Source organism: Phytohabitans aurantiacus, assembly GCF_027923225.1.
Classification (GTDB): domain Bacteria; phylum Actinomycetota; class Actinomycetes; order Mycobacteriales; family Micromonosporaceae; genus Phytohabitans; species Phytohabitans aurantiacus.
Map to the genome: position 1 here is coordinate 512,007 of NZ_BSDI01000001.1, position 25,165 is coordinate 537,171.

Genomic DNA, 25,165 nt, shown 5'->3' on the forward strand with positions numbered 1-25,165 from the left:
CGGGCTTAGGAGTTGCGCCCGATGTCGAGTTGCCTTGGGGGTCGTTGTGCGTCCGTATCGGCTCGGGGATGTTGGTCCTGCCGTTCGTGAGATCAACCAGATCCTCGTCGGGCTGGATCTTGTCGTGTCTGGCCAGGCCCCGGACGACTCGTATGACTTGGCTACTGAGATGGCTGTGCTGGGGTTTCAGCAGGGGCGGGGGCTGACGGTCGACGGGCAGGTTGGTGCGGAGACGTGGCGGGCGCTGGTGGCCGCACAGTGGCGGCTGGGCGCTCGGGTTCTGTTTCACGCGGTGCCCGAGCCGTTGGTGGGGGAAGACGTTCACGCGCTTCAGGAGCGGCTCCTGGAGATGGGATACGACGTAGGGCGCGCTGACGGCATCTACGGGCCACGTACGGCCCGCATGGTGGCCCAGTTCCAGCGCGAGGTCGGTCTGCACCCTGACGGCTCCTGTGGGCCGCAGACGATGCACGCGTTGCGCCGGCTCGGGCGCAAGGTGGTTGGCGGGCGCCCGCAGTGGTTGCGGGAGGCGGAGGAGTTCCGCCGTTCCGGGCCGAACCTGATAGGGAAAACCATTATCATCGATCCCGGCCACGGCGGGGACGACCCCGGCATCGTCGTACCCGACGGGCCGCTTCGCTGGACCGAGGCCGATCTCGCGTTCGACCTCGCCGCCCGTCTGGAGGGCAGGCTCGCGGCGGCTGGCATGCGGGTACACCTCACGCGTGGACCGGCCGGCACCGGTGAGCTGACCGACCTCGCCCGAGCCCAACTCGCCAACGAGCTCGGCGGCGACCTGTTCATCTCGGTGCACGTCGACGGTCACGCCAATGTAGACGCGGACGGCGTGGCGAGCTTCCACTACGGCACCGGTAACGGCGTCACGTCGACCGTGGGGGAGCGGCTCGCCGGTCTCGTCCAGCGCGAGATCGTCGCGCGTACCGGCCTGCGGAACTGCCAGACGCACGCGAAGACGTGGGAGCTGCTGCGGCTGACCCGGATGCCCGCCGTGCGGGTCGACGTCGGATACCTCACATCGCCGCTCGACCGGGAGCGCCTGATCGACCCGCACTTCCGCGATCGCGTGGTCGAGGCCATGATGGCGGCCGTGCAGCGGATGTACTTCCCCGTCGAGCAGGACGTGCCCACCGGCACGTTCGACGTACGGGAGCTGCGGGCGGCCGTCGCCTAGGACGCGCCGCCTAGGACGTCGTCGTGCGGGTCGCCGGGCGCACGGGGCGCAGCAGGCTCTCGGGGCTCATCGAGCCGAGCAGCTTCTCCAGCGCGTACTCGACGTCGGACTTCCACGACAGCGCGGTGCGAAGCTCCAAGCGCAGCCGCGGGAAGCGCGGGTGCTGCCGCACGGTCTTGAAGCCCACCGAGAGGAAGAAGTCGACGGGCGCCACGCAGCCCGGCTCGCCGTCGTCGCCAGCGTCGCCGAACTTCGCGTCGCCGAACGCCTCGATGGCCTTGATCCCGCGCTTGGTCAGGTCACGCGCGACGCCCTGCACCAGCATCCGGCCCAGCCCGCCACCCGCGAACGCGGTGACCACGTGCGCGGTCATCAGCAGGGCGGCGTCGGCGGATACCGGCGAGGTGGGAAACGCCATCGAACGGGGCACGTACGCCGGCGGCGCGTACATCACGAAGCCGGCCGGCATGCCGTCGACGTAGGCGAGCTTGCCGCAGGAACCCCACTCCAGAAGGGTCTGGGAGACCCACGCTTCCTTTTCGAGGCCGGGGTCGCCGGCGGCGCACGCCCTTTCGGCGGCCACCGGATCGAGCTCCCAGAAGACGCAACGCCGGCATGGGCGCGGAAGATCTTCAAGCGTGTCCAGCGTCAAGCTGACCAGGCGTCGCGACATCAGCGAATCCTCATGTGAGCCTTGTTGTGTAAGCCCTTGAAAACGCAGCCACGCGCCCCTGGATCTCCGCCGTACCCGGCTGGGCGATGCGGACCTGCCCCCAACGAGGCATCGTACGCGGGAAGTACGCGTCAGGGGAGAGGTCGGGCAAGATGGTCATCATCGGGTCCGCCATTCGGACGCCCTTTGGGTAAACGAAGGCGTCTCGTGGGTAGGCAGACTAGGATCGACCGACCAGTGCTGTGCCGTCATCGCCGCCGGCACGCTCACCCCTCCGAGGCGAGGTGATGTCATGACCGGCACGACGCTCGACGACTATACCGACCGCTACGCCCGGCGGGTTCGCGGCATGACGGCATCGGAGATCCGAGCCCTCTTCGCCGTGGCCAGCCGGCCAGAGGTGGTATCGCTCGCCGGTGGCGCGCCGTACATCGCCGCTCTTCCGCTCGACGCCGTGGGTGAGATGCTCGGCCGGCTCGCTTCCGAGCACGGCACCAGCACGCTCCAGTACGGGATCGGGCAGGGCACCCTCGACCTGCGCGAGCGGATCTGCGAGGTCATGTCGCTGTCCGGCATCGACGTCGGATGCGGCGCCTCCCCCGAAGACGTCGTGGTGACCGTCGGCGGCCAGCAGGCCCTCGACCTCGTGGCGCGGCTGTTCCTCGACCCCGGCGACGTCGTGCTCGCTGAAGGCCCGACGTACGTCGGCGCGCTCGGCGTTTTCCAGGCCGCGCAGGCCCAGGTGGTGCACGTGCCCATGGACGCCGACGGGCTGGTGCCGGAGGCGCTGGAGCAGGCCATCGCCGAGGTCGCCCGGTCCGGCCGCCGGGCCAAGTTCCTCTACACGATCCCCACGTTCCAGAACCCGGCCGGCGTCACGCTGACCGAGGAGCGGCGCGAGCGGGTGCTCGACATCTGCGAGCGCGCCGGCCTCCTCGTGATCGAAGACGACCCGTACGGGCAGCTGAGCTTCGACGGTGAGGCGCCAGCCCCGTTGCGCTCCCGTCGCCGCGACGGCGTTTTCTACCTCAGCACGTTCTCCAAGACATTCGCGCCCGGCCTCCGGGTCGGCTGGATCCTGGCACCGCACGCCGTCCGGGAAAAGCTGGTCATCGCGAGCGAGGCGCAGATCCTCTGCCCCAGCGCGTACGCCCAGGCGGCCGTCACGACGTACCTGTCGAGCATGCCGTGGCGCGAGCAGCTCAAGACGTACCGCGAGGTCTACCGCGAGCGGCGCGACGCGTTGCTCGCCGCGCTCACCGACTACATGCCGGCCGGCACCACGTGGACCGAGCCGCAGGGCGGCCTCTTCGTGTGGGCCACGCTCCCGGAAGGGCTGGACTCCAAGGCGATGATGCCGCGGGCGATCGCCGCCCGGGTGGCGTACGTGCCGGGGACCGGCTTCTACGCAGACGGCACCGGCACCGGCAACATGCGCCTCAACTTCTCCTTCCCGCCGCCGGAGCGGATCCGGGAAGGCGTGCGCCGCCTCGCGAGCGTGATGGAGCAGGAGACCGCCATGCGGCAGGTCTTCGGCTCGCTGGGTGCAACCTCCGGCCGCCGCCGGGGGCAGGCCGGGGCCGATGCCCCGGGCCCCGACTTGGCATGATGCGAGGCATGGATACCGGCACCACCACCGATCTCCGCGTACTCGTTCTCGCTGGCGGTCTCTCGTACGAGCGGGATGTCTCCCTGAAGTCCGGCCGGCGCGTGCTCGACGCGCTGCGCAGCGCGGGCATCGAGGCCGAGCAGCGCGACGCCGACGTGTCGCTGCTGCCCGCCCTCCAGTCCGATCCGCCCGACGCGGTGGTGATCGCGCTGCACGGTGCCACGGGAGAAGACGGCTCGCTGCGCGGCGTGCTCGACCTGTGCGACGTGCCGTACGTCGGCTGCGATGCCCGCTCCGCTCGGCTGGCGTGGGACAAGCCGTCGGCCAAAGCGGTGCTGCGCGAGGCGGGCATCCCCACGCCGGACTGGGTGGCGCTGCCGCATGACCGCTTCTCCGAGCTCGGCGCCGTGGCGGTACTCGACCGGATCGTCGACCGGCTCGGGCTCCCGCTGATGGTCAAGCCGGCGCAGGGCGGTTCGGGCCTGGGTGCCGCCGTGGTGCGAGACGCGGGTGCGGTACCGGCCGCGATGGTCGGCTGCTTCGCGTACGACTCGACGGCGCTCGTCGAGCGGTACGTCGCGGGGATGGACGTCGCCGTGTCGGTGGTCGACCTCGGTGACGGTCCCCAGGCGCTTCCCGCTGTCGAGATCGTGCCGCGCAACGGCGTCTACGACTACGCCGCCCGGTACACCGCGGGCCTCACCACGTGGCACTCGCCGGCTCGCCTGGAACCGGATGTGGCCGCCGAGGTCTCCAGGACCGCGCTCGCCGCGCACACCGCGCTCGGGCTGCGCGACCTCTCCCGTGTCGACCTCATCGTCGACCACGAGGGGCGGCCGCACGTGCTGGAGGTCAACGTCTCGCCGGGGATGACGGAGACGTCGCTCCTGCCGCTGGCGGTACAGGCGGCTGGGCTCGACTTCGGCAAGCTGCTCGCCACGATGGTCGCTCGCGCCGCCACTCGCCCTTCCTAGCCCTGGTGATCAGGGCGTCCCTCAAGTTGTTAGAGCGACTTGAGGGACGCCCTGATCACAGCAGCGTTCGCTACGTGGGCGCACGGGCGCGCTTTCTGAACGACGCAGCGCCCCGCTTCCAACAACGGAAGCGGGGCGCTCGTTTCCCGTGAAACGTGCTAGCTGACGGCCGGCGCGGCCTCCTTCTCGGAGGTCGTCGTGCCAGACTTACCGCCGCCCGGAGCATCCTCGGCCGCGGCACGCGGAGAGGGCAGGGTGCCGCCCTCGGACGCGCCGGCAGAATCGGCTGCACCGTCATCGGCTGCACCGTCGCCGTTCACGCCGTCGCCATCGACTGTCGCCGACGAGCCAGTGGGGGCGTCGGGCGCGCTGGCATCGGCGCCCGACTCGGCCCCGTCCGGCGAGTCGCCGTCACGAGTGGGATCGCCGACAGGCTCACCGTCGGACGGCTCCTCGATGAGCGCCACCGAGACGTCACCACCAAGGTCGTCGTCACTCGCGACATCGGCGACGGCTGCGGCTTCCTTCTCGCGCCCCGCGACCTCGGCGAGGGTCGACGGCGCGTGCCACTCGATGCGCGGCGGCTCGGCGAGCGGCCTGCCGCCGAACTCGGCGAGCCAGGCGGCGACGAGAGCGAGGTTTTCCCGCCACTGCGATTCGGGGATCGGCGGCAGGATGTCGTCCCACAGCGAGAGGAACGTGCCGCGCAACTGCAGCCGGCCGTACGGGCGAGCCAGGAACCACATGTGCAGATGCGCCGACCCGTCGCCCCACCGATTCACGTGAACCCGGGCGACACCGTCGAGCGAGCGGACGGCGCGCTCCAGCCGAACCGTCATCACGCCGAGCTCGGCGGCCAGCAGGTTGGGGAGGTCGCCCAGATCGAGGTGCGACCGGGATTCCAGGATGAGCACCATCGGCAGACCGGTCGGGCGATCCATCGCTCGGACCCGCCACCGTTCGCTGACCCAGATGTACGCCTCATCGGGCGCGCTACACGCGGAGCAGTCGGCGGAATCCTCGCCCTTGCGTGAGGGCTCCGTCTCGACCGGGTCGTCGAGTTGCTTCATGCGCAGATCGCCCTCGAACGGAAACGACGGCCACCGCGTGAAGTCGGGCACTGAGGTGTGGGTGTCGGGCACGACGCTGACACTAACGGGTTTCTCGACCGCTGTCGTTCCCCGTTTCGGGCGGACGGCGAGACCGTTGTCCACAGGCGACCACGTACTCCTACCGGCGGTTTCTCTGATTTTCGGCTCGACTGTGGATAAGTCCTGTGGATTAATACGGGCGCCTCAGACGGCCGCCGTTTCACGTGAAACGGCGGCCGTCGGGGTTTCACGTGAAACCGCGACGGCCGCCGTTTACAAGGCGTGCCTGTGGCTACTCCTCGGGCTCGACCCGCTCGACGCCGATGATGCCGACGATGCGCTCCAAGTCGTCGACGGTGGCGAACTCGATCGTGATCTTCCCCTTGTTCCGTCCGATGTCGACCTTCACTCGGGTGTCGAACCGGTCGGAGAGTCGATCGGCCAGATCCGTGAGCGCCGGTGCGTGCGGGCGGGCTCGCCGCTTCGGAGCCGCCTTCTTGGCGGGACCGTCGGCGATGGCCATCGTCACCAGTTCCTCGGTGGCCCGCACCGAGAGGCCCTCGGCGACGATCCGGGTCGCAAGGTCTTCCTGGGTGTCGGCGTCTTCCAGGCCGAGCAGTGCCCGCGCGTGCCCAGCCGACAGGACGCCGGCCGCGACCCGCCGCTGCACCGGAGCCGGCAGGTTCAGGAGCCGGATCGTGTTCGAGATCTGGGGACGGCTCCGGCCGATCCGCCGAGCCAGCTCTTCGTGGGTCGCCCCGAACTCCTCCAGCAACTGCTGGTACGCCGCCGCCTCTTCGAGCGGGTTGAGGTTGACCCGGTGGATGTTCTCCAGGAGCGCGTCCCGGAGCATCGCGTCGTCTTTTGTCTCCCGGACGATCGCGGGGAGGCTCTCCCGGCCGACGGCCTGTGCAGCCCGGTACCGCCGCTCGCCCATGACGAGCTCGTACTTGCCGTCTTCGAGCTCGCGCACGACGATCGGCTGGAGAAGCCCGACCTCTTCGATCGAGACCTTCAGCTCCTCCAGGGCCTCCTCATCGAAGACCTGTCGGGGCTGCTTCGGGTTCGGAACGATCGCCTCGAGCGGGATCTCAGCGAATCGAGCCCCCGGCACCGGAGCGAGAGGACTCTCGGCCGCCGGCGCCCCGACCGGGGTCGGCTCCGGCCGAGCGGGCTCGGAAGCCTCGCCCCGGGTCAGCGGCGGCTCCGCCGTCGCGACTCCCGCCTGCGGCGCTCCGGTGGGGATGAGGGCACCCAGCCCACGCCCCAGCCCGCCACGCGGACGGTTCTTCATGCCACGCCTCCCATTTTGACGCCACGCTCCGCGATCTCCTGGGCCGCCTCGAAGTAGCTCGTGGCGCCCCGCGAACCGGGATCGTAGGTCATGACCGACTGGCCGTAGCTCGGTGCCTCGGAGACGCGCACGTTCCGGGGGATGACCGCCTGAAGCACCTTCTCGCCGAAGTGATTCCGGACGTCCTGCTCGACCGCGTCCGCGAGGCGGGTCCGCCGGTCGTACATGGTGAGCAGGATCGTGGAAACGTCGAGCGTGGGGTTCAGGTGCTGGCGTACCAGGTTGATGTTGTTGATGAGCTGGTTCAGACCCTCGAGCGCGTAGTACTCGCACTGGATCGGGATCAGTACCTCCTGGGCCGCCACCAACGCGTTGACGGTCAGCAGGCCCAGTGAGGGCGGGCAGTCGATAAGGACGTAGTCGAACTTCTCCGGGTGCCCGTTAATGGCCCGGGACAGGCGGGACTCGCGGGCCACCACCGAAACCAGCTCGATCTCGGCGCCGGCGAGGTCGATGGTCGCCGGTACGCACCACAGGTTGGGAATGCCGTCGACCGCCTGGGCCACCTCAGCGAGCGGCACGTTGTCGATCAGGCAGTCGTAGACGTCTGGGATGCCGGCGTGATGCGGCACGCTCAGCCCGGTCGAGGCGTTGCCTTGCGGGTCCAGGTCGACGACCAGGACCCGGTTGCCGTGCAGGGCGAGCGCCACCGCCAAGTTCACCGTGGTCGTGGTCTTGCCCACGCCGCCCTTCTGGTTCGCTACGCACATGATCCTTGACCTGGCCGGACGAGGCATGGTCACCTCTCCACTCGGATTAAGGATCTGCACGGCACGCATTGCCTCCATAGCCAACGGGGGATCTTCCTCTTCACGCGATGTGGTTTCACGTGAAACGTACGCGTCGGTGGAGCCTTCGTCAGTGAACGCTCCGGGTGACAGCGCGGGCGTGTCGGATCTAGGGGCGGTTGCGGGTGCCGGAGCCGTGCCCACCGCCGGCTGTGGTCGCGGCGCGGGCCGGCGAGAGTCCGACTCCGGAGGCTGGCCTGGCGGCTGTGCCGGTGCTGGACCCGGTGGCCGTGCCGGCGCTTGACCCGGCGGCTGGGCCGGAGTCTGATCGGGCGCTCTCGGCGGCGTGTGGGCCGGCGCCTGTGGAGCCGGTATGGGGGAGGGCGAGGGCCCAGGCTGAGGCTGTGACGGAGACGAGGCCCCACGCGGCTGCGGGACGGCGAACGGGTCGCCGTCACCGCTCCGAGAAGGAGGGGAGCCCTGTCCCGCCGCGCGCGGCGCCCCGCGCCCCACAGACCAGCCCTCGTACTCGGTTTCACGTGAAACGGCGGCGCCGTTAGGCCCGTAGCCGCCGGACTGGCTCAGCCGAGAGTCGTCGTACCTACCGTAGTCATGCACCGTGTCATCCCTGCCCGCTTCGGATGGATCGGCAAACTCGCGCGGTCAGCCTACGGCCGATAAGCGAAAGTGGCCATTGGTGTCCGGCACATGAGCGCCACTGGCACCCGCGTGCGGTACTCAAAAAGGAGAAAGCGGACCCGCATCAGTGACGACGCGCCCGACGACTGTCCGAAGTAGACCCGGACCGCCCCGCGCGGGGCGCCTTCGACCGCCCGGCCGCGACGACCCGCTCCCGGACGATCTCCACGACGGTCACCGGCGGATCGATCAGGCCGGCACCACAGCGACGCACGACCGGCTCGCCGCCACCCAGCCGGGTGAGCGCCTCGCGGTGCTCCGCCACCTCGTCGGCCGCCGAGGCGCCCTTGAGCGCGAGCAGTCGCCCACCGATGGCGGCCAGCGGCAGGCACCAACCGCCGAGCCGGTCGAGCGGTGCCACCGCGCGCGCCGTCACGACATCGGCCAGCGGTCGCTCCCGGCTCTCCTCCGCGCGCGCCCGAACCACAGTGACCGACTCGTCCAGGCCGAGCGCGGTCACCGCCTCGTCCAGGAAGGACACGCGCCGCGCGAGCGGCTCGATCAGGGTGACGGAAAGGTCGGGTCGGGCCACGGCGAGCACGATGCCCGGCAGGCCGGCTCCCGAACCGACGTCGACCACCGACGCTCCATAGGGGATCAGTTCCACCACGGCCGCGCAGTTGAGCAGATGCCGGTCCCACAGACGCGGCGCCTCCCGGGGACCGATCAGGCCACGGATCACGCCGTCGGTGGCGAGCAGGCCCGCGTACTCCGCGGCGAGGTCGAGCCGGTCACCGAAGAGCGCCTCGGCCGCTGGACGGAGCTCCGCCGGGACAGGCAACGGCCCGGGCGGCGGACCACCCGGGCCGAGTACTGGCTCACTAACCACGTCAGTCGACGGGGCGTACGACGATCCGCCGGTTGGGCTCGACGCCCTCCGACTCGCTTTCCACGCCCGCGATCGCGTTGACCACGTCGTGCACGCACTTGCGCTCGAACGCCGACATCGTCTCCAGGCGCACCGGCTCGCCGAACTCCTTGACCTTCTCGACCGCGTTCTTGGCGACCGCGGCGAGCTCCTTGCGACGGCTGGCGCGGTAGCCGCCGACGTCGAGCAGCAGCCGGCTCGGGGTGCCGGTCTGGCGGAACACAGCAAGCCGGGTCAGCTCCTGGAGCGCCTCCAGCGTCGCACCGCGCTGCCCGACGAGCGGCTGGAGCCGCCCGCCGACCACCTCGACGACCGGACGGCCGCTGGAGACCAGCTCGTCGATGTCGCCGTCGTAGTCGAGGATGTCCAACAGGCCCTCTACGTAGTCCGCGGCGATCTCGCTCTGCCGGAAGAGGTCCGAGTCGCTCGTGCCGTTCGCCGACGCTTCCTTCGCCTCGGCCTCCGGCTCGTCCTCCTCGTCGTCGTCCTGCTCGTCGTCCTGCGCCGCCTCGGTGGCCGCCAGCTCCTCGTCGAGGGCCTGTTCCGTCTGGGGAACGCTGGTGTCCGTCACGGTGTCATCTCCGTACTCACTCGTCCGGACCGTCTCCGGTCCGGTGGTTTCCCGTGGCCGGCGGTGGTGGCCGGCGTGCCACGGGCACGTCTTTCGTGTGCCTCGCGAAGGTCGCGATCAGGGGAGCGCCGCGGTGCCCGCCGGCGGCGTTGACGGCGGGCACGGTCGCGTCAGCCCTGGCGCTTCGCGGGGCGCCCCTTCTTCGGGTTGACCGGCTTGGCGCCGGGCCGCGGTGCGAGGGCCTTGCCGTCGACGGCCGGCTTGGTCTCCGGCTGGTCCTTGTCGCCCTTGCCGCGGCTGGAAGTGCCGGGCTTGGCGCTGGCGGCCTTGGTGCTGGCGGCCTTGCGGGCGGCCGGGCCGGGAATCGGCTTGCCGTTCTTGCCGGTCATCACCGGCGGCGGGTACTTGCGCAGCACCCACTGCTGCTGGCCGAGGGTGAAGAGGTTGTTGGTGACCCAGTAGATGATCACACCAATCGGGAAGATCGCGCCGGAAATGAGCAGTGAGGCCGGGATGCCGTACAGCATCAGCCGCTGGATCATCCGCTGCTGCGGGTCTTCGGCCCAGCCGGTCTTCAGGATCATCTGGCGGCTGGTCAGGTACGTCGTCGCGATCATGATGAGGACCAGGACGCCCGCGATCACCTTGACGGTGGTGCCGTTGGCGCCGAGGTCGGCCAGCTCCTGCGTCGACGAGCCGAACTTGCTGGCGATCGGCGCCGTGAACAACTTGGCGCTCGCCGCGCTGTCGAACTGGTCGGCCGCCCAGCCGTAGAGGGTCTTGGCGCCCTCGCCCTTGTTGGGGTTGAGCCGGCGGAGCACGTGGAACAGACCGAGGAAGACCGGGATCTGGAGGAACATGGGCAGGCAGCCCATGAGCGGGTTGGCCTTTTCCTTCCGGTACAGCTCCATCATTTCTTTCTGGAGCGTTTCCCGGTCACCCTTGTGCTTTTCCTGCAGCGCCTTGACCTGCGGCTGGAGCGCCTGCATGGCTCGCTGCGACTTGATCTGCTTCACGAAGACCGGGAAGAGGATCACCCGGACGGTGACGACCAGGAAGAAGATCGCGAGAATCCAGGCCCAGTTAGTGCCCAGCACCGTGTCTTCGGGCACGCCGATGGCGTCCCAGATCGAGTGCCAGGACAGCAGGATCCACGAGATCCCCCAGTAGATCCAGTCGAGACTCAATTCGGGGCTCCAGTCACGTCGGCAGGTCGGCGTCGGTTCGGCGCGGGCACCGGGTCGTACCCGCCGGGATGGAATGGATGGCAGCGCAACAGCCGCCAGACCGCGAGGCGGGACCCCCGGAGGGCGCCGTGCGTCGTAATCGCCTCGAGGGCGTACGCGCTGCACGACGGGTAGAACCGACAGCGGGCCGGCAGTGCCGGGCTTATCCAACGACGGTACGCGATGACGAGCGCGGCCAGCATTCGGGCCGCACCCCCGGGCTTACTCACGGCGGCCCCCGGTGGTACGGGCCGGCCTGCGGGGCGAGCGGGCCGCGGCGAGCGCGGCGTCGAGGTCGGTGCCCAGGCGCGCATACGGCTGGTCGGCGGCGGCCGGCAGCGCGCGTACGACGAGGGTGCTACCGGGCGGCAGGTCGGCAAGCCGGTCGCGAACCAGGTGGCGCAGCCGCCGCTTGACCGTGTTACGCGTCACGGCGCTGCCGACTGCCTTGGACACGACAAAGCCGGCGCGGACCGGAAGGACTCCGGAACGCACCGGCTCATCAGGCTCTGCGAACTCCGCGGGAACGGTCAGGTGGACGACAACGGAACCTCGACCGGCACGACGTCCTGTGCGGATCGTGCTGGCGAAGTCGTCACTGCGCCGAAGTCGATGCGCCGTGGCCAGCACGGCTGCCTCACCCCCCGGGCCACCCGTGCGGCTCAGGCCGACAGGCGGGCCCGCCCCTTGGTACGGCGAGCGGAGACGATGGCGCGGCCCGCGCGGGTGCGCATGCGCAGCCGGAAACCGTGGGTCTTGGCACGCCGGCGGTTGTTCGGCTGATAGGTGCGCTTGCTCACGTCAGTATCTCCGTCTTCGTTGCGATCGTGGGCTCGGCCGAGCAAGACTGGCCGAGCACAGCATGCTCCGCCGGGCGACGGAGCAGCCGCTCAAGCTTACGCATGCCGAGAATGATCGTCAAACAGGGTCGTAGAGACACGCCGTACCCGCCGGATCACTCCATGCACAGTGCCCAATGCACCGTTTAGCAGCCTCCGAGAACGAACCGGTGTGGACAACGGTTGAAGGGTTGTGGACAACGCTGTTAGCGTGCCCGATTGCCGGTCGGCGTCAGGGGGTTTCTGTCGCTACATATCGGTGCAAAACCGGGCGAGGTGGTCAGTCGTTCGGCACGGTGTGGCCGCAGTAGCGTCACCGCAGGCCGAACAAAATCTGGCGCGCTTCAGGCGGGGGAGCCACAAACGGTCGGTACACAGGCTGTGGACAAGTTGTGGACAACGAACCGCGGCGGCGACGACCGGGTTGTGACTCGGAGGCGAAGGGGGTGGCGCGACGGTGGCTGACAACGACCTGGCCGTGGTCTGGATGGCGGCGACCGAAGAGCTGGCCGACGAGATCGTCTCGGCACAGCAGCGCGCCTACCTCCGGCTGACCCGACTGGGCGCCATCGTCGAAGACATCGCCCTGTTGTCGGTGCCGGACGCCTTCACCCGCGACGTCATCGAGTCCCGGCTCCGCCCCGCGATCACCGACGCCCTCTCCCGCAGGCTGGGCCGACCCATCCAGGTCGCGGTGACCATCCGGCCGCCCGAAGACGGGCAGGGCCGCCCCTCCGGCACCCTCTACGGCAGCCCCGCCAGCGCGCCGGTCGTCGACGAGGGCCTCGCGGAGCAGCCCACCGGCTCGGCACAGAAATCCGCGCCAGCATCCGTGTCGGCCGCCGCGGCCGTACCGGTCAACATGGACCCACGGCACGACCAGGAGACGCTTTTCGCGGCGCCGCCCGTGAACCCGCGCAACGAGGCGCCGCCGGCCGATCCGTACGCCTATCAAGCCGACCTCCGCGAGCCCGACCGGTACCCGGAACTCGGCGGCCGCGACGAACCGACGGGTGAGTTGCGTCACGTTGAGACCTCGGACAGCGGACCGGGCCGGGCCGCCGCGCCTCCCGACCGCGGCACCGCGGTGGTCGACCAGCCGGGCCCGTCACATGTCGACAGGCGTCCCGGCACGGGCCAGGCTCCGGGTGTGGAGACCGGTGGTAACCGGCTCAACCCGAAGTACATGTTCGAGACGTTCGTCATCGGGTCGTCCAACCGGTTCGCGCACGCCGCGTCCGTGGCGGTCGCGGAGTCGCCGGCCAAGGCGTACAACCCGCTGTTCATCTACGGCAGCTCGGGGCTGGGCAAGACCCACCTGCTGCACGCGATCGGTCACTACGCCACCACGCTCGGCAACGCGCGCTCGGTGCGGTACGTCTCGACCGAAGAGTTCACCAACGACTTCATCAACTCGCTGCGCGACGACAAGACGAGCGCGTTCCAGCGGCGGTACCGGGATGTGGACATCCTCCTGATCGACGACATCCAGTTCCTGGAGAACCGGGAGCGGACGCAGGAGGAGTTCTTCCACACCTTCAATACGCTGCACAACGCGAACAAGCAGATCGTCATCACGTCCGACCGGTCGCCGAAGCAGCTGGCCACGCTCGAAGACCGGTTGCGTACCCGGTTCGAGTGGGGCCTGCTCGCCGACATCCAGCCACCCGACCTGGAGACGCGGATCGCGATCCTCCAGAAGAAGGCGGCGCAGGAGCGGCTGTTCGCACCGCCCGAGGTACTGGAGTTCATCGCCTCGCGGATCTCCAACTCGATCCGCGAACTCGAAGGCGCACTCATCCGGGTGACGGCGTTCGCGTCGCTGACCCGCTCGCCCGTGGAGCTGTCGCTCGCCGAGGAAGTGCTGCGCGACTTCATCCCGGACGGCTCGGGCCCGGAGATCACCGCCGACCAGATCATGGTGTCCACCGCCGACTACTTCGGCGTGAGCCTGGAAGACCTGCGCGGTCACTCCCGCTCCCGGGTACTCGTCAACGCCCGCCAGGTCGCCATGTACCTCTGCCGCGAGCTGACCGACCTGTCGCTGCCCCGCATCGGGCAGGCGTTCGGCGGCCGCGATCACACCACCGTCATGCACGCAGACCGGAAAATCCGCCAGCAGATGGCGGAGCGTCGCTCGCTGTACAACCAGATCGCCGAGCTGACCAACCGGATCAAGCAGAACTCCTGACATCTCTCCCTGAGCAGAGTTGTCCACAGGCTGTGGAGAACTCCTGTGGGTACCGCTGTGGACGTGTACGACAGGTGACGAGTTTGTCCACTGGCAAAGTCGCAAGTGTGTACAGCCTGTTGAAGGTTCTGGGGAAAACTCGTTGGAGGGACGGTTCCACGCTTCCCACAGCTGGGGAGAAACCCGGTGGATAGCCGGTGGATAGCCAGTGGATAGCGGTGGACAAACCTTGCTCGATCGCGAAGCTGTGGATCGGGAGGCCCCTTCAGGGCCGGGTTCTCCACACCTCGCCCACCCGTGGATAACGTTCTGACCGGCGCAGACGCCCGCTCTCCACAGAACCCACAGGACCGATGAAGACGATGAGTCTTCTCCTCTAAGAAGGTTCCAAACCCAATCACCACTCTGGGGAAAACCAAACGTGCCAAACCCCTGGGGTCGGCGCACGCGATCAAGCAGGTAGCCCCTATCGTCGTGAGGGCAGTTTGCCCACCAGTCGACGCGGAGGCACAGGCATGAAGTTCCGAGTCGAGCGCGACGCGCTCGCCGATGCTGTGGCGTGGACGGCGAAAAGCCTGCCCAACCGGCCATCTGTGCCGGTGCTCGCCGGAGTGATGCTGCGGGTCACCGACGGCCAACTCGGCGTCTCCGGCTTCGACTACGAGGTGTCCAGCCAGGTCAGCGTCGATGTTCAGGGAGACGCCGACGGCGCCGCCCTGGTCTCGGGCCGGCTGCTCGCTGAGATCACCAAGGCCCTGCCGGCCAAGCCGGTCGACATCGCCGCCGTCGGTGCCCATCTCGAACTGGTCTGCGGCAGCGCGCGGTTCACCCTGCCCACCATGCCGGTCGAGGACTACCCGACCCTTCCGGAGATGCCCGCCAGCGCCGGCACCGTCGACGCCGCCGCGTTCGCCGCCGCCGTCGCGCAGGTGGCGGTCGCCGCTGGCCGTGACGAGACGCTGCCGATGATGACCGGCGTCCGCATCGAGCTGAATGGCAGCACTCTCGCCATGCTCGCCACCGACCGGTACCGCCTGGCGATGCGCGAGATGCAGTGGCGCCCGGACGACCCCGAGATCAGCATCAACGCGCTCGTACCGGCGCGCACGCTCGCCGACACCGCCAAGACCCTCGGCCCGCTCGGTGGCGACGTGACGCTCGCGCTCGCCCACGGTGGCGCCGGCGAGGGCATGATCGGTTTCGCGGGCGGCACCCGGCGCACCACCAGCCGGCTGCTCGACGGTGCCAACTACCCGCCGGTGCGCTCGCTCTTCCCGGCCTCGCACAACGCCGAGGCGCGTGTGACCGTGGCGTCGCTCAACGAGGTGGTCCGCCGCGTCGCGCTGGTCGCCGACCGCACCACCCCGGTGCTGCTGAGCTTCAGCGACGAGGGCCTGGTGGTCGAGGCGGGCGGCACCGAGGAGGCGCGCGCCAGCGAGGCCATGGAGGCCACCTTCAGCGGCGAGTCGCTGACCATCGGCTTCAACCCGCAGTACCTGCTCGACGGGCTCGCCGCCGTGGGCTCGCAGAACGCCGTGCTGTCGTTCGTCGACGCGTTCAAGCCCGCCGTGATCTCGCCGGCGGGTGATGATGGTGAGATCATTCCGGGCTACCGGTATCTGATCATGCCAATCCGGGTAACCCGCTGACGGGCGGTTCAGCGGGCAGCCCGGAAAGCAAGGGGGACGCGACAATGCAGCTAGGGCTGGTGGGGCTCGGCCGGATGGGCGGCAACATGCGCGGGCGACTGCGCGCCGCCGGGCACGAGGTCATCGGATACGACCGCAATCCGGAAGTCAGTGACGTCGAGAGCCTGGCCGGGCTCATCGAGCGGCTTGCGTCGCCGCGGGTCGTCTGGGTGATGGTGCCGGCCGGCGTGACCGACGCGACGATCGACGAGCTGTCCGGGTTGCTCAGCGAGGGCGACCTGATCATCGACGGGGGCAACTCGCGCTTCAGCGACGACGCACCGCGCGCGGAGCGCCTCGGCAAGGTTGGCATCGGGTACATGGACGTTGGCGTCTCTGGCGGCGTCTGGGGGCTCGAAAACGGGTACGCGCTGATGGTGGGCGGCGATGCCGAGCACGTGGCACGGCTGGCCCCGATCTTCGAGGCGCTCAAGCCCGAGGGTCAGTTCGGCTTCGTGCACGCCGGGCCGGTCGGTGCGGGGCACTACGCGAAGATGGTCCACAACGGCATCGAGTACGGGCTGATGCACGCGTACGCCGAGGGATACGAGCTGCTGACCAAGTCGGAGATCATCACCGACGTGCCCGGTGTCATCAAGTCGTGGCGGGAGGGCTCGGTCGTCGAGTCGTGGCTGCTCGACCTGCTCGACCGGGCGCTCGACGCCGATCCGGAGCTCGCTGCCCTGAGCGGCTACACCGAAGACACCGGCGAGGGGCGATGGACCGTCGAAGAGGCGATCCGGCTCGCGGTGCCGATGAACGTGATCGCCGCGTCGTTGTTCGCCAGGTTCGTGTCCCGTCAGGACGACTCGCCGGCGATGAAGGCGGTGTCCGCGCTGCGCCAGCAGTTCGGCGGCCACGCGGTCCGCAAGTCCTCGTAACGCATGTACGTCCGCCGGCTGGAACTCGTCAACTTCCGCTCGTACGAGCGCGTGGAGGTCGACTTCGAGCCGGGCGGATCGGTTCTCGTCGGTGCGAACGGCGTCGGCAAGACCAACCTGGTCGAAGCGTTGGGCTACGTGGCGACCCTGGGCAGTCACCGGGTCGCCACCGACGCCCCGCTGGTACGGGCCGGTGCGGATTCCGCCGTGATCCGGTGCGCGATCGTCCACGATGGACGTGAGCTGCTGGTCGAGCTGGAGATCGTGCCGGGTCGCGCCAACCGGGCCCGGATCGGGCGGTCGCCCGCACGCCGGGCGCGCGACGTGCTCGGCGCGCTGCGGCTGGTGCTCTTCGCACCCGAAGACCTCGAACTGGTACGCGGCGACCCGTCCGAGCGCCGGAAATACCTCGACGACCTGCTGGTCGCCAGGCTGCCCCGATACGCCGGGGTGCGCGCAGACTACGAGCGGGTCGTCAAGCAGCGCAACGCTTTGCTGCGCACGGCGTACCTGGCGCGCAAGACCGGCGGTACCCGTGGCGGTGATCTGTCCACACTGGACGTCTGGGACACGCATCTGGCCAAGCACGGCGCCGAGCTGCTGGCCGGCCGGCTGGAGTTGGTCGCCGCGCTCGCACCGCACGTGACCAAGGCGTACGACGCGGTGGCGGCCGGCAAGGGGGCGGCGGCCATGACGTACAAGGCTTCCGTGCCCGTCGAGACGCCAGACCGCACCGCGATCGAAGCAGCGTTGGCCACGGCGCTGGCCGAGGCGCGTTCGTCCGAAGTGGAGCGTGGCGTGACGCTGGTCGGCCCGCACCGCGACGATGTCAAGCTGATGCTGGGAGAGCTGCCCGCCAAGGGATACGCGAGCCACGGCGAGTGCTGGTCGTACGCGCTGGCGTTGCGGCTGGCCGCGTACGACCTGCTGCGCGCCGACGGCATCGAGCCGGTACTGGTGCTCGACGACGTCTTCGCCGAGCTGGACGCTGGCCGGCGCGCCCGGTTGGCCGACCTCGTGGGTCAGGCCAGCCAGTTGCTGGTGACCTGCGCGGTCGCCGAGGATGTGCCGGAAGCCTTGCGGGGCAACCGGTACGCGGTGTCGGAGGGCGGTGTCCTGCGTGTCCAATGAGGAGGAACAGGACAAGGCCGGTCCCGAACTCGCCCGGGCGGTACTCGACGCGGCACGAGCCAGACGCCAGGCGGCCGCGGCGCAACGGCGTACCAGATCGGCTGACACAGAAGCGGACCAGGCGGCTGCCGGCGGCGCGCCCGCCCGGCGGCGGCTGCGCGGCTATTCCGGTCCTGGGCCCGACCCGCGCGACCCGCAGAAGTTCGGCGACGTGCTCGGAAGGCTTGTCAAGGCGCGTGGCTGGCAGGGGCCGACGGCCGAGGCGACCGTCTTCGGCGCGTGGGAACGGGTGGTCGGGCCCGACGTGGCCAAGCACAGCCGCCCGGTCAAGCTCGACAACGGCGAGCTGACCGTCGAGGCGGAATCTACGGCGTGGGCGACCCAGCTACGGCTGCTCGCCGCTTCGCTGCTGCAGCGGATCGCCGGCGAGGTCGGCCATGACGTGGTACGCAAGCTGCACATTCACGGTCCCGCCGCACCGTCCTGGTCCCGAGGACCCCGGCGGGTACGGGGGCGCGGCCCGCGGGATACGTACGGCTGACCACCGCCAGGCAGCGCACGTGGTGCCCGTGCAGCCGTGCGAGTGCGACGCCCGCCGCCACCGCGGCGATCGCGGCCGCCGTTCCCGCGAGCACGAGCGTCTGCCGCGCGCCGGCGTGCTCGGCGAGCCATCCGAGCAGCGGCGCACCGGCGGCCGTGGCGACCGAACTCGTCATCGCGAGCGCGGCCAGCACCCGCCCGCGCATGTCTTCGCGGGTGTCGAGCTGCACCCGCGCCGACACGGTGGTGTCGATGACGATGGCGCCCGCCGCGATCGGCAGGATCAGCGCACCGAACGTCCACACGCCGGGCGCGAGGCCCGCGACCATCTGGAGCACGCTCGCCATCAGGCCGGCGCCGACCAGCGTCCGGTACCCGAGCCTGCCGCGCCGCGCGGCCGCGAACCCGCCGATCACCGTGCCCACCGCGAACACCGTCGACAGCGCGCCGTAGCCGGCGGCACCGGTCGCCAGCGGCCCGTTGCTCATCGCGGCCATCGTGACCTGGTAGTTGCGGCCGAGGCTGCCGAGCACGAACGACAGCGCCAGCGCGGTGAGGACCGCGGGCTGCCGCAGCAGGTACCGGAATCCCGCCCGTACGCCATTGCCGCCACCGGATGGCTCAGGGACCGCCGCGCGCCGTGCGTGCACCGCGAGCAGCGCGCCGACGACAGCGATGAAGCTGACCGCGTTGATCGCGAACAGCGGAGCGGTCCCGGCGACGGCGACCAGCAGGCCGCCGGCGCTCATGCCGAGAATGCGCCCCGAGGAGCTGACCAGCGAGCCGAGCGCGAGGGCGTTGCCGAGGGTCTCGCGCTCGACCAGGAGCGCGTTGAAGCGACCCATGATCGGGCCCTCGACCGCCGAGATGACGCCACCGGCGAACGAGATCGCGTACACGAGGGCGAGGCCGCCGGACGTCCAGGCGATCACGGCGAGGGCCGCCGCGAGCGTGGCGTGCGCGAGCTGGCTCGCGATCAACAGCCGGCGGGCCGGCAGGCGGTCGGCGAGCGCGCCGCCCCACGAGCTGAGCAGCAGTACCGGCAGGGCCTGGAGGAGCACCGCGAACCCCACCTGGGTCGCCGATCCGGTGCGATCGAGGACGTACCAGTTGATCCCCAGCACCTGCATCCACGTACCCGTGACCGAGACGAACCCCGCACCGGTCCAGATCCGGTAGTCGCGCTGGCGCAGGGCGGCGAACGTCGTGCCCATGCGGCGCGACACTTCCGTGACTCTCCGTTACCACCGACCGTCGGTGGCGACGGGTAAGTCTGGCCGTCGCTCAGGCCGTGTGTCTGCTGTCGGTGAGGGAGTTCACGCAGCTCAGGAGGGTGATGGACCGTATGGAGGAGGCGTGAGGAGACGATCGTTCTCAGAAATCGGCGTAGACGGCAAAGCCGCGATCTGCACACCGTCTGTAAAAACGCGAGAGCACGCCGAGCTCGGATCGGGAGAAGCTCCACTGCGGGGCCCCGCCCGACTCATCGCGAAGCGCGTCGAGCCGCGTCTCCAGCCAGCGAAGCTGCTGGTCGGCGAGGCGCCCGCCGGAAAGGGCAGCTCTCAGTACCTCGGCGACGGTGTCGAACGTGACGGCCTCGCCGAGGTCTCGGTGCGTCTCGACGAACCGCTCCAAGCCGCCGGCGATCCAGGCGCACCCGTCGGGATCGATCACCGGGTCTTCGTCTTCGCTGGCCGCCTCTGTGGCGTACAGCACACCGTCGAGTCCGAGCAGCAGGTCGACCAGCTCCGTGTACGCCGTCGCCCGTACCGTGCCCGTCTTCGCGATGTGCCCGGCCAGCGCCGCGGTGGGTGCCGAAACATCCGGATCATCCGCGAGCGTGGCGAAGTCGACGAAGGCGGCCGGGGCAACCGGCTCGTAGAAGCGGCCGGTACGCGGCCATTGCACGGCGACGTTGTCCAGCCCCATGAGGGGTCACCCTTTCTTGTAGCGCAGCGCGACCGCGCCCTCATTCTGCTCTGGGCGCACGGTCCTTCAAACGGCGCCGGGCAAAATTACGACACGGTGAGCCGTTTGCGCTATCCCGGTCTGCACGGGCGCGCCCGTCGAGCACTCGCACGGCCTGTGCGTGTGGGGGGAGTCGCGCCCACGGCGGTTCGGCCCGCTATGAACCTCTGAGACGCCCGCGAGGGGGTGCCGTGCACCCGTTCCGTCGGTTTCGCACAGTAAGATTGAAGGGATGTGGACGCCGCCCGGCGCGGTGTCCCGGTGAACGTGATCCGCGGGCGACCGCGGTGACGGGCCCGCCCGCCTTCGGCGGTGCGTGCCCGCTGCCGTGACCTGCCCGCCTACCCCGCGTCTCCCCGCGCCTTCGGGCGCTGGTGGCGCGAGAAAGTGGCCGAGGGTGGCAGCGCAGAAGAAGCAGGAATACGGCGCCGAGCAGATCACCGTTCTGGAAGGCCTGGAAGCGGTCCGCAAGCGTCCAGGCATGTACATCGGATCCACCGGCGAACGTGGCCTGCACCACCTGGTCCAGGAGGTCGTCGACAACGCGGTCGACGAGGCCATGGCTGGGTACTGCGACACCATCGACGTGATCCTGCTCGCCGATGGCGGTGTGCGGGTCGTCGACAACGGCCGGGGCTTCCCGGTCGACCTGCACCCCAAGCTCAAGAAGCCCGGCGTCGAGGTGGCGCTCACCGTGCTGCACGCGGGCGGCAAGTTCGACGGCAAGGCGTACGCGGTCTCCGGTGGCCTGCACGGCGTCGGCGTCTCGGTCGTCAACGCGCTCTCCACCAAGATGGAGCTGGAGATCTGGAAGAACGGCTTCACGTACCGGCAGAGCTACCGCGACTCGAAGCCGACCCCGCTGGAGAAGGGCGAGCAGACCAACCGCAGTGGCTCCTCGGTCGCCTTCTGGCCCGACCCGGACGTCTTCGAGACCACCGAGTTCTCGTTCGAGACGATCTACCGGCGGCTCCAGGAGATGGCGTTCCTCAACCGCGGGCTGACCATCCACCTGCGTGACGAGCGCGTGACCGACGACGAGGGCAAGGTCCGCGAGGTCACGTTCCTGTACAAGGGCGGCATCGCCGACTTCGTCCGGCACCTCAACCAGACCAAGAACGCGATACACAAGACGGTGGTCGAGTTCCAGGCCGAGGAGGAGGGCATGGCGGTCGAGGTCGCCATGCAGTGGAACGAGTCGTACGGCGAGTCGGTCTACACGTTCGCCAACACGATCAACACGCACGAGGGCGGCACCCACGAAGAGGGCTTCCGGGCGGCGCTGACCACGGTGGTCAACAAGTACGGCGCCGACAAGAAGATCCTCAAGGGTGACGAGAAGCTCTCCGGCGAAGACATCCGTGAAGGGCTCGCCGCGATCATCTCGGTGAAGCTGACCAACCCGCAGTTCGAGGGCCAGACCAAGACCAAGCTCGGCAACACCCCGGTGAAGAGCTTCGTGCAGCGGGTCTGCAACGAGTGGCTGAACGACTGGCTGGAGCGCAACCCGGCCGAGGCCAAGATGATCATCCTGAAGGCCACCGCCGCGGCTCGTGCCCGTATCGCCGCCGCTCAGGCGCGCAAGCTGGCCCGCCGCAAGTCGCTGCTGGAGTCCGGCTCGATGCCGGGCAAGCTGGCCGACTGCCAGTCGACCGACCCGCGCGAGTCGGAGATGTTCATCGTCGAGGGCGACTCGGCGGGCGGCTCGGCCAAGCAGGGTCGCGACCCGCGTACGCAGGCGATCCTCCCGATCCGCGGCAAGATCCTCAACGTCGAGAAGGCCCGCATCGACCGGGTCCTGAAGAACAACGAGGTCCAGTCGCTGATCACCGCGCTGGGCACCGGCGTGCACGAGGACTTCGACATCGAGAAGCTGCGGTACCACAAGGTGATCCTGATGGCCGACGCCGACGTCGACGGTCAGCACATCCAGACGCTGCTGCTCACGCTGCTGTTCCGGTTCATGCGCCCGCTCGTCGAGCTCGGTCACGTCTACCTGGCCGCCCCGCCGCTGTACAAGATCAAGTGGGACAAGAAGGGCAGTGACGCACAGTATGCGTACTCCGACCGGGAGCGCGACGGTCTGATCCGTCTCCGGCAGGAGAAGAAGCCCAACGCCAAGCCCGACGACATCCAGCGGTTCAAGGGTCTTGGCGAGATGAACTACCCCGAGCTGTGGGACACGACGATGAACCCGGGCACGCGTACGCTGCGGCAGGTGACGCTCGACGACGCCGCAACCGCGGACGAACTTTTCAGCGTCCTTATGGGTGAAGACGTAGAGGCTCGTCGGTCCTTCATCCAGCGCAACGCCAAGGACGTGCGCTTCCTGGACATCTGAGACCCTGCACAGGGTTTTCCACAGCTTTTGCGGTTTCCACAGCCGTTATCCACAGGCGGAACGCGGCTTTTGATCTGATACGAGGTTTACTGTGACGGACACTCCATTCGAAGACGAGACCGACCAGGCCGACCAGACAGGCGGGCAACGCCTCCGCGTCGAACCGGTCGGGCTCGAGGTGGAGATGCAGCGCTCGTACCTCGACTACGCGATGAGCGTGATCGTCGGGCGGGCGCTGCCGGACGTGCGGGACGGCCTCAAGCCGGTACACCGCAAGATCCTGTACGCGATGTACGACTCGGGGTACCGGCCCGACCGCGGGTACGTGAAGTGTTCCCGAGTCGTCGGCGACGTCATGGGTCAGTTCCACCCGCACGGTGACTCGGCCATCTACGACGCCCTCGTCCGGATGGCGCAGCCGTGGTCGCTGCGGTACCCGCTTGTCGACGGCAACGGTAACTTCGGTTCGCCCGGCAACGACCCCGCGGCCGCCATGCGTTACACGGAGTGCAAGCTCGACCCGCTGGCCATGGAGATGCTGCGGGACATCGACGAAGACACCGTCGACATGCAGGACAACTACGACGGGCGGGCCAAGGAGCCCACGATCCTGCCGTCGCGCATCCCCAACCTGCTGATCAACGGCTCCGAGGGCATCGCGGTCGGCATGGCCACCAAGATCCCGCCGCACAACCTGCGCGAGATCGCCGCCGCGGTGCAGTGGTGCCTGGAGCACCCGGAGGCGGACGAGGCCACCACGCTCGACGAGCTCACCCAGATCGTCAAGGGCCCCGACTTCCCGACCTACGGTCTCATCGTCGGCATGGCGGGCATCCAGGACGCGTACCGCACCGGGCGCGGCTCGATCCGGATGCGCGCGGTGGTCGAGGTCGACGAAGACAAGAAGGGTCGCACCTGCCTGGTCGTCACCGAGCTGCCGTACCAGGTCAACCCGGACAACCTGGCCGAGCGCATCGCCGACCTGGTGAAGGAGGGCAAGCTCGCCGGCATCGCGGACATCCGCGACGAGTCCTCCGGCCGCACGGGCATGCGGATCGTGATCGTGCTCAAGCGCGACGCGGTCGCCAAGGTCGTGCTCAACAACCTGTACAAGCACACGCAGCTGCAGGAGACGTTCGGCGCCAACATGCTGGCGCTCGTCGACGGCGTGCCGCGCACGCTCAACCTGGCGCAGTTCATCCGGTACTACGTCGAGCACCAGATCGACGTCATCCGCAGGCGCACCGCCTTCCGCCTGCGCAAGGCCGAGGAGCGGGCGCACATCCTGCGCGGCCTGGTCAAGGCGCTCGACGCGCTCGACGAGGTCATCGCCCTGATCCGGCGTTCACCCACGGTCGAGGAGGCCCGCACCGGCCTGATCCAGCTCCTCGACATCGACGAGGTGCAGGCCACCGCGATCCTCGACATGCAGCTCCGCCGGCTCGCGGCCCTGGAGCGCCAGAAGATCATCGACGAGCTCGCGAAGATCGAGATCGAGATCGCCGACCTCAAGGACATCCTCGCGAAGCCGGAGCGCCAGCGGAAGATCGTCTCTGAGGAGCTGGCCGAGATCGTCGCCAAGTGGGGCGACGACCGGCGCACCCAGATCGTGCCGTTCGACGGCGAGGTCTCGATGGAAGACCTCATCGCCCGCGAAGACGTCGTGGTGACGATCACACGGACCGGGTACGCCAAGCGCACCAAGGTCGACCTGTACCGGTCGCAGCGGCGTGGCGGCAAGGGGGTCAGCGGCGCCAGCCTGCGGCAGGACGACATCGTCAGCCACTTCTTCGTCACGTCGACGCACTCGTGGATCCTGTTCTTCACCAACAAGGGCCGGGTATACCGCGCGAAGGCGTACGAGCTGCCCGAGGCGAGCAGGGTGGCCAAGGGCCAGCACGTCGCCAACCTGCTCGCGTTCCAGCCCGAGGAGCACATCGCCCAGGTAATCGTCATCCCCAACTACCAGGTCACTCCTTACCTTGTGCTCGCCACCAAGAATGGTCTCGTGAAGAAGACCCGGCTGGAGGAGTTCGACTCGAACCGCAGCGGCGGAATCATCGCCATCAACCTGCGTGACGAGGACGAGTTGGTGGGCGCCGCGCTCGCCGGCGCGGAGGACGATCTGCTGCTGGTGTCGAAGAAGGCGCAGGCCATCCGGTTCAACGCCACCGACGACGCGCTGCGCCCGATGGGCCGGGCCACGTCCGGCGTCATCGGCATGCGCTTCGGGGAGCAGGACGAGTTGCTCGCGATGGAAGTGGTTCGCGAGGGCCTTGATGTTTTGGTTGCCACAAATGGTGGGTACGCCAAGCGAACGCCGATCGAGGAGTACCCGGTGCAGGGGCGCGGCGGCAAGGGCGTGCTGACCGCCAAGATCACCGAGCGCCGGGGCGGCTTGGTAGGCGCTGTCGTGATCGATCCGGAAGACGAGTTGTTCGCTATCACAAGTACTGGTGGAGTTATCCGGACTCCGGTGAAGCCTGTACGCCGCACGCGCGATCGGAACACAATGGGGGTCAAGTTGATGGACCTTCCAGACGGTGTCACGATCGTGGCCATTGCTCGCAATGCCGACGAGCCCGACGAACAGGACTAGTT

21 protein-coding genes and 1 pseudogene are annotated in these 25,165 nt (G+C 69.1%); 10 read left to right on the top strand and 12 right to left on the bottom strand.

Annotated features, from left to right (window positions below):
• Window positions 1-46 precede the first annotated feature (46 nt).
• Window positions 47-1,192, top strand: coding sequence for an N-acetylmuramoyl-L-alanine amidase (locus QMG73_RS02555; RefSeq protein WP_281892124.1), 1,146 nt, complete (start codon window positions 47-49; stop codon window positions 1,190-1,192).
• Between the two features lie 10 nt (window positions 1,193-1,202).
• Here QMG73_RS02555 and QMG73_RS02560 read toward each other — a convergent pair whose 3' ends face one another.
• A complete protein-coding gene (locus QMG73_RS02560; RefSeq protein ID WP_281892125.1) occupies window positions 1,203-1,865 on the bottom strand; it encodes a GNAT family N-acetyltransferase in 663 nt (220 codons plus the stop codon).
• A gap of 292 nt (window positions 1,866-2,157) precedes the next feature.
• Between QMG73_RS02560 and QMG73_RS02565 the strand changes: the two genes are divergently transcribed.
• On the top strand, window positions 2,158-3,474 hold the full coding sequence (locus QMG73_RS02565) for an aminotransferase-like domain-containing protein (protein WP_281892126.1): 1,317 nt from the start codon (window positions 2,158-2,160) through the stop codon (window positions 3,472-3,474).
• Window positions 3,475-3,482: 8 nt separating this feature from the next.
• Entirely contained in the window at window positions 3,483-4,448 is a 966-nt protein-coding gene (locus QMG73_RS02570) for a D-alanine--D-alanine ligase family protein (protein ID WP_281892128.1), read from the top strand.
• Window positions 4,449-4,606: 158 nt separating this feature from the next.
• Here the strand turns inward: QMG73_RS02570 and QMG73_RS02575 are convergent, their stop codons facing one another.
• The 9 genes from QMG73_RS02575 to rpmH form a co-directional block, all read right to left on the bottom strand.
• A complete protein-coding gene (locus QMG73_RS02575; protein ID WP_281892222.1) occupies window positions 4,607-5,569 on the bottom strand; it encodes a hypothetical protein in 963 nt (320 codons plus the stop codon).
• A 262-nt stretch (window positions 5,570-5,831) separates the two neighbouring features.
• Complete coding sequence (locus QMG73_RS02580; RefSeq protein ID WP_281892129.1) at window positions 5,832-6,833, bottom strand: ParB/RepB/Spo0J family partition protein; 1,002 nt, start codon at window positions 6,831-6,833, stop codon at window positions 5,832-5,834.
• Window positions 6,830-8,239: a ParA family protein gene (locus QMG73_RS02585; protein ID WP_281892130.1), complete on the bottom strand. Its 1,410-nt coding sequence runs from the start codon at window positions 8,237-8,239 to the stop codon at window positions 6,830-6,832. The genes QMG73_RS02580 and QMG73_RS02585 overlap by 4 nt, the downstream gene beginning before the upstream one ends.
• Before the next feature lie 145 nt (window positions 8,240-8,384).
• Entirely contained in the window at window positions 8,385-9,149 is a 765-nt protein-coding gene (gene rsmG, locus QMG73_RS02590; RefSeq protein ID WP_281892132.1) for a 16S rRNA (guanine(527)-N(7))-methyltransferase RsmG, read from the bottom strand.
• 1 nt (window position 9,150) lies between these two features.
• Window positions 9,151-9,759 (bottom strand): Jag family protein, encoded by a 609-nt coding sequence (locus tag QMG73_RS02595; protein WP_281892133.1) that lies wholly within the window; start codon window positions 9,757-9,759, stop codon window positions 9,151-9,153.
• A gap of 170 nt (window positions 9,760-9,929) precedes the next feature.
• Entirely contained in the window at window positions 9,930-10,946 is a 1,017-nt protein-coding gene (gene yidC, locus QMG73_RS02600) for a membrane protein insertase YidC (protein ID WP_281892134.1), read from the bottom strand.
• Window positions 10,943-11,188, bottom strand: a complete 246-nt coding sequence (gene yidD / locus QMG73_RS02605) for a membrane protein insertion efficiency factor YidD (RefSeq protein WP_265252933.1) — start codon at window positions 11,186-11,188, stop codon at window positions 10,943-10,945. Before yidD ends, yidC begins: the two co-directional genes overlap by 4 nt.
• A gap of 19 nt (window positions 11,189-11,207) precedes the next feature.
• Complete coding sequence (gene rnpA, locus QMG73_RS02610) at window positions 11,208-11,615, bottom strand: ribonuclease P protein component (protein ID WP_281892135.1); 408 nt, start codon at window positions 11,613-11,615, stop codon at window positions 11,208-11,210.
• 32 nt (window positions 11,616-11,647) lie between these two features.
• Window positions 11,648-11,785, bottom strand: a complete 138-nt coding sequence (gene rpmH, locus QMG73_RS02615; RefSeq protein ID WP_281892136.1) for a 50S ribosomal protein L34 — start codon at window positions 11,783-11,785, stop codon at window positions 11,648-11,650.
• Window positions 11,786-12,311: 526 nt separating this feature from the next.
• Between rpmH and dnaA the strand changes: the two genes are divergently transcribed.
• The 5 genes from dnaA to QMG73_RS02640 all read left to right on the top strand — a co-directional run bounded on the left by dnaA (window position 12,312) and on the right by QMG73_RS02640 (window position 18,256).
• Window positions 12,312-14,015, top strand: coding sequence for a chromosomal replication initiator protein DnaA (gene dnaA, locus QMG73_RS02620; protein ID WP_281892225.1), 1,704 nt, complete (start codon window positions 12,312-12,314; stop codon window positions 14,013-14,015).
• 515 nt (window positions 14,016-14,530) lie between these two features.
• Complete coding sequence (gene dnaN, locus QMG73_RS02625) at window positions 14,531-15,664, top strand: DNA polymerase III subunit beta (RefSeq protein WP_281892137.1); 1,134 nt, start codon at window positions 14,531-14,533, stop codon at window positions 15,662-15,664.
• A gap of 44 nt (window positions 15,665-15,708) precedes the next feature.
• Window positions 15,709-16,584 (top strand): phosphogluconate dehydrogenase (NAD(+)-dependent, decarboxylating), encoded by an 876-nt coding sequence (gene gnd / locus QMG73_RS02630; protein ID WP_281892139.1) that lies wholly within the window; start codon window positions 15,709-15,711, stop codon window positions 16,582-16,584.
• Between the two features lie 3 nt (window positions 16,585-16,587).
• A complete protein-coding gene (gene recF / locus QMG73_RS02635; RefSeq protein ID WP_281892140.1) occupies window positions 16,588-17,715 on the top strand; it encodes a DNA replication/repair protein RecF in 1,128 nt (375 codons plus the stop codon).
• Window positions 17,648-18,256 (top strand): DUF721 domain-containing protein, encoded by a 609-nt coding sequence (locus tag QMG73_RS02640; protein ID WP_407676730.1) that lies wholly within the window; start codon window positions 17,648-17,650, stop codon window positions 18,254-18,256. The genes recF and QMG73_RS02640 overlap by 68 nt, the downstream gene beginning before the upstream one ends.
• A 67-nt stretch (window positions 18,257-18,323) precedes the next feature.
• Here QMG73_RS02640 and QMG73_RS02645 read toward each other — a convergent pair.
• Together QMG73_RS02645 and QMG73_RS02650 are read right to left on the bottom strand one after the other, a co-directional pair.
• Window positions 18,324-19,469 (bottom strand): annotated as a pseudogene (locus tag QMG73_RS02645) (MFS transporter); the annotation flags it as partial.
• A gap of 160 nt (window positions 19,470-19,629) precedes the next feature.
• A complete protein-coding gene (locus tag QMG73_RS02650; RefSeq protein WP_281892142.1) occupies window positions 19,630-20,184 on the bottom strand; it encodes a hypothetical protein in 555 nt (184 codons plus the stop codon).
• A 436-nt stretch (window positions 20,185-20,620) separates the two neighbouring features.
• Between QMG73_RS02650 and gyrB the strand changes: the two genes are divergently transcribed.
• Together gyrB and gyrA are read left to right on the top strand one after the other, a co-directional pair.
• Window positions 20,621-22,564, top strand: coding sequence for a DNA topoisomerase (ATP-hydrolyzing) subunit B (gyrB, locus tag QMG73_RS02655; RefSeq protein WP_281892143.1), 1,944 nt, complete (start codon window positions 20,621-20,623; stop codon window positions 22,562-22,564).
• 91 nt (window positions 22,565-22,655) lie between these two features.
• The gene (gene gyrA, locus QMG73_RS02660) at window positions 22,656-25,163 is read left to right on the top strand and encodes a DNA gyrase subunit A (RefSeq protein ID WP_281892144.1); all 2,508 of its coding nucleotides are present in this window, start codon (window positions 22,656-22,658) and stop codon (window positions 25,161-25,163) included.
• Window positions 25,164-25,165 lie beyond the last annotated feature (2 nt).

Excerpts from the sequence above, each read along its gene's own strand:
- QMG73_RS02560 (WP_281892125.1), bottom strand. The coding sequence starts at position 1,865 with ATGTCGCGACGCCTGGTCAGCTTGACGCTGGACACGCTTGAAGATCTT.
- QMG73_RS02565 (WP_281892126.1), top strand. The coding sequence starts at position 2,158 with ATGACCGGCACGACGCTCGACGACTATACCGACCGCTACGCCCGGCGG.
- QMG73_RS02570 (WP_281892128.1), top strand. The coding sequence starts at position 3,483 with ATGGATACCGGCACCACCACCGATCTCCGCGTACTCGTTCTCGCTGGC.
- QMG73_RS02580 (WP_281892129.1), bottom strand. The coding sequence starts at position 6,833 with ATGAAGAACCGTCCGCGTGGCGGGCTGGGGCGTGGGCTGGGTGCCCTC.
- yidD (WP_265252933.1), bottom strand. The coding sequence starts at position 11,188 with ATGCTGGCCGCGCTCGTCATCGCGTACCGTCGTTGGATAAGCCCGGCA.
- dnaA (WP_281892225.1), top strand. The coding sequence starts at position 12,312 with ATGGCGGCGACCGAAGAGCTGGCCGACGAGATCGTCTCGGCACAGCAG.
- dnaN (WP_281892137.1), top strand. The coding sequence starts at position 14,531 with ATGAAGTTCCGAGTCGAGCGCGACGCGCTCGCCGATGCTGTGGCGTGG.
- gnd (WP_281892139.1), top strand. The coding sequence starts at position 15,709 with ATGCAGCTAGGGCTGGTGGGGCTCGGCCGGATGGGCGGCAACATGCGC.
- recF (WP_281892140.1), top strand. The coding sequence starts at position 16,588 with ATGTACGTCCGCCGGCTGGAACTCGTCAACTTCCGCTCGTACGAGCGC.
- QMG73_RS02640 (WP_407676730.1), top strand. The coding sequence starts at position 17,648 with ATGTGCCGGAAGCCTTGCGGGGCAACCGGTACGCGGTGTCGGAGGGCG.
- QMG73_RS02650 (WP_281892142.1), bottom strand. The coding sequence starts at position 20,184 with ATGGGGCTGGACAACGTCGCCGTGCAATGGCCGCGTACCGGCCGCTTC.